This window comes from Actinomadura miaoliensis (genome assembly GCF_039536785.1).
GTDB lineage: Bacteria > Actinomycetota > Actinomycetes > Streptosporangiales > Streptosporangiaceae > Spirillospora > Spirillospora miaoliensis.
Map to the genome: position 1 here is coordinate 23807 of NZ_BAAAZG010000012.1, position 10882 is coordinate 34688.

Below are 10882 nucleotides of genomic sequence, written 5' to 3' on the forward strand. Positions count from 1 at the left end.
GATCCGGTCGCCGTCGATCGTCAGCTTCAGCACCAGCCACAGCCGCCCGCGCGGCGCGACGACCAGCCCGATCCGGCCGTCCACCAGCGCGGGCCGGGCGAATCGGGCGCGGGCGGTGTTGGCGGCGGTCTCCTCGGCGATGCGGCGCGCGCCGCGCACCTCGGCCTCGGGCGGCGCGGCGCGGTCGCTGCGCCGCACGGCGTCCGGCGCCAGCACCGCGAGCAGGGCGTCCAGGTCGCCCGCGCGGGACGCGGCGAGGAAGGCGTCCACCACCCGCCGCTGACGGCCCAGGTCGGCGGCCGGGACGTCCGGCCGGCCGTGGACGCGGTGCCGGGCGCGGCTGGCCAGCTTCTTGGCCGCGGCCGGTGACCGTTCCACGATGCGGGCGATCTCCTCGAACGGCACGGCGAACAGGTCGTGCAGCACGTAGGCGACCCGTTCGGCGGGGCCGAGCGCGTCCAGCACCACCAGCAGGGCGAGCCCGACGGAGTCGGCCAGCACCGCCTCGTCCTCCGGACCGGCCGCGCCGTCCCCGGCGAGCAGCGCCTCGAGACCGGCCGTGTCGACCAGATGCTCGCCGCGGCGGCGGCGCGAGCGCAGCATGTCCAGGCACACCCGGCCGACGATCGTGGTGAGCCACGCCGCCACGTTGGCCACGTCGCCCGAACCGGCGCGGCTGGCCCGCAGCCACGCCTCCTGCACGGCGTCGTCCGCCTCGTCCGCCGAACCGAGCATGCGGAACGCCACGCCCCGCAGCTGCCCCCGGGAGCGGTCGAAATGCTCGGCCAGTGCGGCCTGATCGTCCATCGGTCACCTTTCCTCGGCGCGCGTCGTCGTAAGGGCGGTGAACGGAAGAAGACGCGACCCTGCCGGTCAGGGTGGCCGAGTGGACGGTGGAAGCATGATATCCCTGCTGCATCTCGACTCCGGTGTCGACCATGCGGACGGTTCCGTCAGCAGGCGGCTGACCTCGATGTTCGCCGAGGCCTGGCGGCGCGGGCACGGCGCGGCGGCCGGATACCGGTACCGCGACCTGGTGGCCGATCCGGTGCCGCCGCTGGGGGCGCCGTACGTCGACCTCGGGCGGCGCGTGGAGAAGCGCGGCATGGTCCCGCTCGACGAGGTGGCGGCGCTGGCCGCGGACGAGGCCGAACGACGCGACTGGGCGCTGACCCTGCCCTTGGTCGAAGAGCTGCGGGCCGCCGACACCGTGCTGATCGGCGCCCCCATGTACAACTTCTCGGTGCCCGCGGCGCTCAAGGCGTGGATCGACCGGATCACCTTCCCCGGCGCCTACGTCGACCCGGACACCGAGACCAGCGTGCTGCGGGACACGGAGGTCGTGGTGGTCACCGCGCGCGGCGGCGCCTACGGGCCGGACACCCCGCGCCACGGATGCGACTTCCAGGAGCCGTATCTGCGGGCGTACTTCCGCGAGCACCTCGGCGTGCCCGAGGACAACCTGCGCTTCGTCCACGCGGAGATGACCATGGCGGAGCATCTCCCGCAGCTCGCGCGCTTCCAGGACTTCGCGGCGCGTTCGCTGGCGGACGCGCGGGCGGAGGTCGCCGCGCTGGCCTCCCGGGACGGCCGTCCCGTCGGCGCGCCGAACCGGTGATCGTCAAGGTCACGCGGTAGGGGGTTGAACACAGCGGGGGCTCCGCGCGTACCCAACGGTGTCGTACGCCGCGCGTACGGAGCCCTCCGTCCGCCTCCTTCCGGGGGAGGGGGCGGACGGTCCGCGCGGCTGGAAGCCGGGTGCGTCGATGGGACGCCGCGCGGGCCGCCCGCCCCAGGTCGAAGATCGGTGACGTCGCCGAGGCTAGACCCGGCGGGGCTGCCGCGCGGGCTCTTAAGGTTCGCTTGACCCGGCGCTGAGCGCCGCCTAAGCGCCCGTCGCCGACCGGATGCGGCACGGTCACGCCGCGTGACCCGCGCGGACGGCCGCGGAAATTCTTCTGCGCGCGTTGAACCCCCGACGGACAGGGGCGCGTACTCGCTGAACGAAGCCGGGTGACTTCCTCACACCCTGAACAAGGAGGAGCGCCGCATGCGACTCGCACGGCGACCGCGAACCTTTCTGCGCACCGTCGGACTCGCGGCCGGCGGGGGACTGGTGCTGGCCGGGCTGTCCGGCGTCGGCACGGCGACGGCCGGGGTGAACGCCGCGGCCGCCGTCCGCGCGCAGACCGTCCAGTGCCCGGACGTGGCGTCCCGGCTGCCCGCCGTCCCCGCCCAGGCCAGGGCCGAGGTCGACCGCAACCTGGCGCTGCTGAACACCCAGATCCAGGAGGCCGACCGGCGGCTGGCCGCCACGGTGGGGCAGGGCGGCCCCGACTTCGCCCGCAACGCGGTCCTCGGGCCGCTGCGCGACAAGCGCCTCGCCACGATCAACCGGATCGCCACCGCCATCGGCCGGGTCGCCGAGCGGCCCGCCGGGCTGGACGCGCTGGCCGCCTGCACCCTCAACGGCACCCCCGGCGCCGGTACGGGCCAGGGCGACGGCGCGGGCAACGGGGCCGGGCAGGGCAACGGCGCGGGTCAGGGCAACGGCGCGGGTCGGCCCCAGAAGGGGCCGGTCCGCAGCGACTTCGTCGACATCCGCAAGGTCCGCCCGAACTTCAAGGCGCCGCGTCCCGGACGCAACGCCTCGAGGGGCACCTTCACCTCCAAGTGCGGCCGCAACGAGAACCGTCACTTCAACTCCGACAACGTGATCGTCGCTCCGGGCGTGAGCAACGGCGCCCACCACCTGCACGACTACGTGGGCAACAAGGCCACCAGCGGGTTCTCCACCGACGAGGACCTGGCCCGGGCGGGCACCACCTGCACCAACGGCGACAAGTCCACGCACTACTGGCCGGTGGTGCGGCTGCCCGGCGCCAACGACTTCGACGCCGACAAGCCCGGAGGCGGCCTGGACGGCAACGTCGGCAAGATCCTCACCCCCGCCAGGGTCGACCTGACCTTCTCCGGCAACCCCAGGAGCAAGGTCACCGCCATGCCGCGGTTCCTGCGGATCATCACCGGGGACGCCAAGTCGTTCACCAACGGCACCGCCAACGCCCGTGCGTCGTGGACCTGCACCGGGTTCGAGAACCGGCGGCTGAGCGACAAGTACCCGCTGTGCCCGCGCGGCAGCCGGGTGATGCGGATCCTGGAGTTCCAGAGCTGCTGGGACGGCCAGAACACCGACAGCGCCAACCACCGCACGCACGTCGCCTATCCCGACGCCAACGGCAACTGCCCGGCGGGCATGCGCGCCATCCCGCGGCTGGAGCAGCGCATCAGCTACAACATCCCGCAGGGCAGGCTGTACGCGCTGGACAGCTTCCCCGAGCAGCTGCACAAGCCCGTCACCGACCACGGCGACTTCATCAACGTGATGTCCCCGAAGCTGGCCGCCCGCGCGGCCGCCTGCATCAACCGAGGCCGGCGCTGCTGAGCGAACCGACCTGACCCCGCGACGACCCATGCGTCCGGCCCGTGCCGCCTCCGGCACGGGCCGGACGCGCGTCTGGAGGTCGACGAGACGCGCGAGGCCGGCGGGCCAGCGGGCAAAGAAACAATCATGCGTGCTTGATTCTTTGGATCACCGGTGACACCCTCCTTCCAGAACTCAGGGAGGAGGCGAGCGGCAGTGGCCGATGCCGGACCCATCCTGGCCGACCTGGACGCCGAGAGCCGGGAGCTGGACGAGCTGGTCGCGCGCGCGGACGTGGACTGGTCGACCCCCACCCCGGCGCAGGGCTGGACGATCGCGCACCAGATCGCCCACCTGGCCTGGACGGACGCCAGGGCGCTCATCGCGGCGCGCACCCCGGACGACTTCCCCGCCGAGCTGCGGCGCGCCGCCGAGGGCGGTCCCGGGTACATCGACGACGCGGCGCGCGACGGCGCCCGCACCCCGCGCGCCGAGCTGCTCGCCGCGTGGCGGCGCGGCCGGGCCGACCTCGCCGCCGCGCTCGCGGCCGTCCCCGAGGGGCGGCGGCTTCCCTGGTACGGGCCGCCGATGACCGCGGCGTCCATGGCGACCGCCCGGCTGATGGAGACCTGGGCGCACGCGCAGGACGTGTACGACGCGCTCGGCGTCGGCCGCGCGCCCACCGCGCGGATCCGGCACGTCGCCCACATCGGCGTACGCACCCGCGACTTCGCGTTCGGCGTGCACGGGCTGCAGCCCCCCGGCGAACCGTTCCGGGTCGAGCTGACCGGCCCGGACGGTGACGTCTGGACCTGGGGACCCGAAGACGCCCCGCAGCGCGTCACGGGCGACGCGCTGGACTTCTGCCTCGTCGTCACGCAACGGCGGCACCCCGCCGACACCGGCCTCACCGCCGTCGGCGCCGACGCCGCCCGCTGGCTGGAGATCGCGCAGGCGTTCGCCGGCCCGCCCGGCGCCGGCCGCGAGCCGGAGGAGCGGGCGTGATCCGGATCGGCAACGCGTCCGGCTTCTACGGCGACCGGTTCGCCGCCGTCCGCGAGATGCTCACCGGCGGGCCCCTGGACGTGCTGACCGGCGACTACCTCGCCGAGCTGACCATGCTGATCCTCGGCCGCGACCGGCTGAAGGACCCCGCCCGCGGCTACGCCCGCACCTTCCTGCGGCAGATGGAGGACACCCTCGGCGAGGCCGCCGACCGGGGCGTCAAGATCGTCACGAACGCGGGCGGGCTGAACCCCGCCGGGCTGGCCGACCGCGTGCGGGAACTGGCCTGCCGGCTCGGCCTGGACGTCGCCGTCGCCCACGTCGAGGGCGACGACCTGCTGCCGCGCGCCGCCGAGCTCGGCCTCGGGCGACCGCTGACCGCCAACGCCTACCTGGGCGCGTGGGGCATCGCCGAATGCCTGCGCGCCGGCGCCGACGTCGTCGTGACCGGCCGCGTCACCGACGCCTCGCTGGTCGTCGGCCCGGCCGCCGCGCGGTTCGGCTGGGCCCGCGACGACTTCGACGCGCTGGCCGGGGCGGTCGCGGCCGGGCACGTCATCGAGTGCGGCGCCCAGGCGACCGGCGGCAACTACGCGTTCTTCACCGAGCACGACGTCGCCGTGCCCGGCTTCCCGATCGCCGAGGTGCACGCCGACGGCACCAGCGTGATCACCAAGCACGAGGGGACGGGCGGCGCCGTCACCGTCGGCACGGTCACCGCGCAGCTGCTGTACGAGATCGGCGGCGCCCGCTACCTCGGCCCCGACGTCACCGCCCGCTTCGACACCCTGACCCTCACCGGCGACGGGCCCGACCGCGTCCGGATCAGCGGGGCGCGTGGCGAACCCCCGCCGCCGCGCCTCAAGGTGTGCCTCAACCGCCTCGGCGGCTTCCGCAACGCCACCACGTTCGTGCTGACCGGGCTGGACATCGAGGCCAAGGCCGCGCTCGTGCGCGACCAGCTCGAACGCGCCCTCGAAGACCGCCCGCCGGCGCACATCCGCTGGACGCTCGCCCGCACCGACCGCCCGGACGCCGGCACCGAGCAGGAGGCCAGCGCCCTGCTGCACTGCGAGGTCAAGGACGCCGACGCCGCCGTGGTCGGACGGGCGTTCAGCGGCGCCGCGATCGAGCTGGCGCTGGCCAGCTACCCGGGGTTCCACGTCACCGCGCCGCCCTCGGACGCCTCCCCCTACGGCGTCTACTCGGCGGCCTTCGTCGGCGCCGCCGAGGTACCGCACGTCGCGGTGCTGCCGGACGGTTCACGCGTCGACATTCCCCCGGCCCCGGCGACCCGCGAGCCGTCCGACGTGGACGACGCGCCGCTCCCCGAACCTCTGCCTCCGGGGCAGCCGACCCGGCGGGTCCCGCTCGGCACGGTGATCGGCGCCCGCAGCGGCGACAAGGGCGGTGACGCCAACCTCGGCGTGTGGGCGCGCACGGACGACGCCTGGCGCTGGCTCGCCCACGCCCTGACCGTCGAGGAGCTGCGCCGCCTGCTGCCCGAGACCGCCGGCCTGCCCGTCCACCGCCACGTGCTGCCCAACCTGCGCGCCCTCAACTTCGTGGTGGAGGGCCTGCTGGGGGAGGGCGTCGCGGCACAGGCCCGTTTCGACCCGCAGGCCAAGGCCCTGGGCGAGTGGCTGCGCGCCCGCCACGCCGACGTCCCCGAGGCCCTGCTCGCCGGTCACGCCTGACGCGGTGGGCCGTCCAGCTCCCGCTGCATGAGCACGGTGTCGACCCAGCGGCCGTGCTTGAACCCCACGCGGCTGAGCCGCCCCGCCGGGACGAACCCGAACCGGGCGTGCAGCGCGGCCGAGGCGTCGTCGCCGGTGTCGGCGATCACGGCGATCATCTGCCGCGCGCCCGCCTCGCCGGACCGTTCCAGCAGCGCGCCCAGCAGCGCCCGGCCCAGCCCGCGCCCGGTCCGGCCGGGCGCCACGTAGATCGAGTCCTCGACGGTGTGCCGGTAGGCGGGCTTGGGCCGCCACGGCGCCGCGTACGCGTACCCGGCGACCCGCCCGTCCTCGGGCGTTTCGGCGACCAGGAACGGCAGGCCCCGCCCGGTGAGCTCGTCGAGCCGCCGCCGCCACGCCGCCACGCCCGGCGCGGTCTCCTCGAACGTGGTCACCGTGCGGCGGACGTAGTGCTCGAAGATCCCGGCCACCGCCGGGAGGTCCGCGGCCACGGCGGGGCGGACGATCACCTGTGCGGACATACGGCCAGTCTGCCCGGCCGCCGGCCGCCTCGGTGATCAGTGCCCGCGGATCTCGATCTCCAGGGACAGCAGGCGGGAGCTGAGGCCCTTGCCATGGGTGTCCAGGGCCAGCGAGGTGGTGACGCCGCCGTCCAGCGACTGGCGGCACACGAAGTGCAGCGCGCACAGGCTCGGCAGCTCGTAGCGCACCACCTCGCCGCGCACGTGCCCGCCCAGATGGCGGCGCACCACCTCGGGCGTCAGCTCGCGCACCAGGTCGGGGTAGTGCTCGTCCCGGTACGGGAAGATCGACACGGTCGAGGTGTCGCCCTTGTCGCCGGTGCGGGCGTGGGCGACGTCATGCAGTCTCGCGCGCACGGGCGTCCTCCAGGATCTCGGTGGCGGGCGTGACGGCCTCGCGGGGCAGCAGCGTCGACACGATGCCGACGACGTCGGTGACCGCGGTGCGCACGCCGCCGCCGCCCGCCGGTCCGTTGGTGTAGAGCGCCTCCACCTCGTGGCAGACGTCGTCGGCGCGTTCGGGCGTGGACGCCAGGGCGGCGACGCGCAGGCGGCACTCCTCGCCGTCCGCCCCGATCACGCCCACGCGCAGCCGGACGCCGGCGGAGGCGAGCCGGGACGCGACGATCTCCCCGGCCAGCTCGGCGCGGCGCCGCGAGCCCGGGCCGTCGTAGGAGATCCCGGCCTCGGCGCGGTGCCCGGCGTGGTAGCCCACGCTGACCTTGAGCGTGCCCGGACGCGGCCGTCCCGCCGCGCCCCGCACCCGCACGGCGTCGCGTCCCACCTCGTCCACCGTGACGCCGCGCAGGTCGAGCACCACGTCGGGGGTGAGGTAGGCGGCCGGGTCGGTGATCTCGTACAGGAGCTGCTCGCGGACGGTGGCGCGGGTGACCAGCCCTCCGGTGCCCGGCAGCTTGCTCACCGTGGCCGTCCCGTCGGGGCGCACGTCGGCGAACGGGAACCCGAGGTCGGCCACACCGGGCACGTCCTTGCGTCCCGGGTCGGCGAAGTAGCCGCCGGTGATCTGGCCCGCGCATTCCAGCAGGTGGCCCACGAGCGTCCCGGCGGCCACGCGCGGCCAGTCGGCCGGGTCCCAGCCGAGGCCGTGCGCCAGCGGCGCCAGGAACAGCGACGGGTCGGCGACCCGGCCGGTCAGCACCACGTCGGCGCCGGACGCGACGGCGGGCAGCAGGGCGTCGGCGCCCAGATAGGCGTTGGCGGAGATCACCGGCCCGTGCTCGGCGAGCGGACGGCCGTCCTCCAGCGCCGGGGCGTCCAGGTCGATCCGGTCGAGCACGTCGTCGCCGGTGACCACGGCGACCCGCACGCCGTCCAGGCCCAGCTCGGCGGCCACGGCGCGGGCGGCCTCCCCGGCGGCGCGCGGATTGGCCGCGCCCATGTTGCTGACGACGGGCACGCCGCGCCGGACCGCGGCGGGCAGCAGCGCCGACAGGCGCGCGCGCAGACGCGGGTCGTACCCGTGCGCGGGGTCGCGCAGGCGCCGCCGCTGGCCGAGCGCGATGGTGCGCTCGGCCAGGCACTCCAGCACCAGCACGTCCAGGTCGCCGCGCTCGACCAGGTCGACGGCGGGCGGGATCCGGTCGCCGGAGAATCCCGCGCCGCAGCCGATCCGCATGGTGGTGTTCGCTCGCATGTGGAAGGACAACCCCCGAGGTAGGCCGGTCAGATGGCGCCGGTGAGCAGGGCGACGACGGTCATCACCAGCGTGGTGCCGAACGCCCACGCGAAGATGAACCGCTGGTGCGCGCCCAGCTCGACCTTGGCCATCCCCATGAGGATGAACGTGGACGCGGTGAGCGGGCTGAGCGGGAACCCGGTCGTCATCTGCCCGAGGATCGCCGCCCGGGCGATGGCGGCCGGGTCGCCGCCGAGCCCGGCGGACGTCTCGGCGACCACCGGCATCACGCCGTAGTAGTAGGCGTCCGGGGTGAACACCAGGCTGAGCGGCATGCTCGTCACCGCCGTGACGACCGGCAGGATCCCGCCGGTGCCGTCCGGCACCACCGACACGATCGCCTTCGACATCTCGGTGATCATGCCGGTGCCGCCGAGGACGCCGGTGAACACGCCCGCCGCGAAGATCATGGTGGTGACCAGGACGACGTTGGCGCCGTGCCGCTCCAGCAGCTCCTGCTGCTGCTTCCAGGTCGGCCGGTTGACCACCAGCGCGACCGCGAACGCCAGCGCGAACAGCACCTCCAGCGGCATCGCCTGCGCCACCAGCGCCACCACCAGCACGACCGTCAGCGCGAGGTTGAACCAGAACCGCGCGTCGCGCGGCGCGGACGGGGCGGTCAGCTCGTCGGCCTTCGGGGTGCCGGGACCGGAGGCCGGCACGCCGGTCCGCGGATCCGGCAGCCGCGCGCCCTCGGCCAGCAGCCGGGCCCGTTCACGGCGTCCGATGAAGTACGCGGCGGCCAGCACCCAGGCGATCCCGGCCGCCATCGCGGGCAGCAGCGGGACGAACACGTCCGAGGCGTCCAGCTTCAGCGCGGCCATGGCGCGCGCGGTCGGGCCGCCCCACGGCACCAGGTTCATCACCCCGGCGCCCAGGCACACCACGCCGGTCAGCACCAGCGGCCGCATGCCCAGCCGCCGGTAGATCGGCAGCAGCGCCGACACGGTGATCAGGAACGTGGACGCGCCGTCGCCGTCCAGCGCCACCAGCAGCGTCAGCACCGCGGTGCCCACCGTGATCCGCATCGGGTCGCCCTTGGCCCAGGCCAGCACCCGCCGGATCACCGGGTCGAACAGCCCGGTGTCGATCATCAGGCTGAAGTAGAGCACCGCGAAGGTGATCATGACGGCGACCGGGGCCACCTTGACGACGCCCTTGGCCGCCATGTCGCCCAGCTCGGCGCCGAACCCGCCCACCAGTGCGGCGGCCACCGGCACCAGCACCAGCGCGAGCAGCACCGACACCTTTCTGGTGAGGGTCAGGGCCAGAAACAGCCCGATGGTGACGAAGCCCAGCGCGGCCACCATGAGCCCACCTCCTCTCCGGGGTTGCCAGAGAGTGTGAGGCGCGACACTCTTGTTCGTCCAACATCAATCCCACATAGATTGATGCGAGGAGGACATGGATCTCACCATCCAGCAACTGCGGGTGGTGCTGGCCGTCGCCCGCGAGGGCAGCTTCACCGCGGCGGGGGAGCGGATGCGGCTCGCCCAGTCGTCGCTCAGCCGCACCGTGGCCGAGGTGGAGCGCCGGGTCGGCATCACGCTGTTCGAACGCACCACCCGCCGGGTCCTGCTGACGCCCGCCGGACGCGAGTTCGCCGACGTCGCCGAGCGCGTCGTCGGCGAGTTCGACCGCGGCGTCAACCACTTCACCGGCTTCCTGGCCGGCACCCGCGGCCTGGTCCGCGTCGCCACGCTGCCGTCGCTGGCCGCCACGCTGCTGCCGCCGATCGTGTCCCGGTTCCGCCGCGACCACCCCGACGTGCGGATCCAGATCGAGGACGGCCTGCTCGGCCAGGTCCTCGACCGGGTCCGGACGGGACGCGCCGACCTCGCCGTGACCGTCCTGACCGAACCGCCGGACGCCCTGGCCTTCCACCAGATCGCCGCCGACCGCTTCTACTGCGTGTTCCCGCGCGGGCACCGCTTCGGCGGCACGGACGAGCCGCTCGCCTGGCACGAGCTGGGAGGCGAGGCGTTCATCGCGTTCGACAGGGTCAGCAGCGTGCGCGCGTTCGCCGACCGGGCCCTGCGGGACGCCGGCGTCCGCCTCGGCCCCGTCACCGAGGCCCGCAACATCGCCGCCGTCGCCGGGCTGGCCGCCGCCGGGCTCGGCGTGTCCGCCGTCCCCGGCCTGGTGCTGCCGCTCATCGAGTTCGCCCGCCTGGACCGGCGCCGCCTGACCGGCCCGGCGCTGACCCGCCCCATCGGCGTCCTGTTCGACCCGCGCCGTCCGCAGGCCCCCGCCGTCCGGCGCTTCCTGGACCTGCTGGAGACCGCCGCGGAGGACGGCGCGCCGCTCTCCGAATGGACCGACCTCGCCCTATGACAGGGACGCATCGATCCATACGTCATTGATGGTGGACCGCCTCACCGGCCGCACCTACTGTCCGTAGACCACCGTCAAGGCCGTGGCCCGCCCACCACCGCCTCGGCGCCGGCCACCGCCTGCGCCTCACGATTTCCAGCGACGACCACCCGCAGATAGCCTCCGACGCCCCCGCGGGCCGGGTCGCCGTCGGCGTGGGAGCCCC

General features: G+C 74.6%; 10 protein-coding genes. 5 read left to right on the forward strand and 5 right to left on the reverse strand.

Features of this window, described 5'->3' with window-relative positions; genetic code table 11:
- Nucleotides 1–807 (reverse strand): sigma-70 family RNA polymerase sigma factor (locus tag ABD811_RS10795; RefSeq protein WP_344944717.1); only part of this gene is annotated, 807 nt, incomplete at its 3' end.
- Nucleotides 808–901: 94 nt separating this feature from the next.
- Between ABD811_RS10795 and ABD811_RS10800 the strand changes: the two genes are divergently transcribed.
- From ABD811_RS10800 to ABD811_RS10815, 4 genes are all read left to right on the forward strand, one after another.
- A complete protein-coding gene (locus tag ABD811_RS10800; protein WP_344944719.1) occupies nt 902–1618 on the forward strand; it encodes an FMN-dependent NADH-azoreductase in 717 nt (238 codons plus the stop codon).
- Between the two features lie 432 nt (nt 1619–2050).
- On the forward strand, nt 2051–3445 hold the full coding sequence (locus ABD811_RS10805) for a DUF1996 domain-containing protein (protein WP_344944721.1): 1395 nt from the start codon (nt 2051–2053) through the stop codon (nt 3443–3445).
- Nucleotides 3446–3640: 195 nt separating this feature from the next.
- A complete protein-coding gene (locus tag ABD811_RS10810; protein ID WP_344944724.1) occupies nt 3641–4429 on the forward strand; it encodes a TIGR03084 family metal-binding protein in 789 nt (262 codons plus the stop codon).
- Nucleotides 4430–4485: 56 nt separating this feature from the next.
- Nucleotides 4486–6126 carry an acyclic terpene utilization AtuA family protein gene (locus tag ABD811_RS10815; protein ID WP_425549390.1) on the forward strand — a complete coding sequence of 547 codons (1641 nt, stop codon included), beginning with the start codon at nt 4486–4488 and terminating at the stop codon, nt 6124–6126.
- Here ABD811_RS10815 and ABD811_RS10820 read toward each other — a convergent pair.
- The 4 genes from ABD811_RS10820 to ABD811_RS10835 are packed head-to-tail and all read right to left on the reverse strand — an operon-like array spanning nt 6117 to nt 9653.
- Entirely contained in the window at nt 6117–6647 is a 531-nt protein-coding gene (locus tag ABD811_RS10820) for a GNAT family N-acetyltransferase (RefSeq protein WP_344944729.1), read from the reverse strand. The two genes, ABD811_RS10815 and ABD811_RS10820, sit on opposite strands and share 10 nt — an antisense overlap.
- Before the next feature lie 36 nt (nt 6648–6683).
- Nucleotides 6684–7004: an AtuA-related protein gene (locus ABD811_RS10825; protein WP_344944732.1), complete on the reverse strand. Its 321-nt coding sequence runs from the start codon at nt 7002–7004 to the stop codon at nt 6684–6686.
- Nucleotides 6985–8301 (reverse strand): acyclic terpene utilization AtuA family protein, encoded by a 1317-nt coding sequence (locus ABD811_RS10830; protein WP_344944735.1) that lies wholly within the window; start codon nt 8299–8301, stop codon nt 6985–6987. The genes ABD811_RS10825 and ABD811_RS10830 overlap by 20 nt, the downstream gene beginning before the upstream one ends.
- 29 nt (nt 8302–8330) lie before the next feature.
- Nucleotides 8331–9653, reverse strand: coding sequence for a CitMHS family transporter (locus ABD811_RS10835; protein WP_344944738.1), 1323 nt, complete (start codon nt 9651–9653; stop codon nt 8331–8333).
- A gap of 94 nt (nt 9654–9747) precedes the next feature.
- On the opposite strand from ABD811_RS10835, the gene ABD811_RS10840 reads away from it, so the two are divergent.
- A complete protein-coding gene (locus ABD811_RS10840) occupies nt 9748–10677 on the forward strand; it encodes a LysR family transcriptional regulator (RefSeq protein WP_344944741.1) in 930 nt (309 codons plus the stop codon).
- The last annotated feature ends 205 nt before the right edge of the window (nt 10678–10882 follow it).

Bases quoted from the DNA above. Each gene is read 5' to 3' on its own strand.
- ABD811_RS10840 (WP_344944741.1), top strand. From the start codon at position 9,748: ATGGATCTCACCATCCAGCAACTGCGGGTGGTGCTGGCCGTCGCCCGC.
- ABD811_RS10830 (WP_344944735.1), bottom strand. From the start codon at position 8,301: ATGCGAGCGAACACCACCATGCGGATCGGCTGCGGCGCGGGATTCTCC.
- ABD811_RS10815 (WP_425549390.1), top strand. From the start codon at position 4,486: ATGCTCACCGGCGGGCCCCTGGACGTGCTGACCGGCGACTACCTCGCC.
- ABD811_RS10805 (WP_344944721.1), top strand. From the start codon at position 2,051: ATGCGACTCGCACGGCGACCGCGAACCTTTCTGCGCACCGTCGGACTC.
- ABD811_RS10800 (WP_344944719.1), top strand. From the start codon at position 902: ATGATATCCCTGCTGCATCTCGACTCCGGTGTCGACCATGCGGACGGT.
- ABD811_RS10820 (WP_344944729.1), bottom strand. From the start codon at position 6,647: ATGTCCGCACAGGTGATCGTCCGCCCCGCCGTGGCCGCGGACCTCCCG.
- ABD811_RS10835 (WP_344944738.1), bottom strand. From the start codon at position 9,653: ATGGTGGCCGCGCTGGGCTTCGTCACCATCGGGCTGTTTCTGGCCCTG.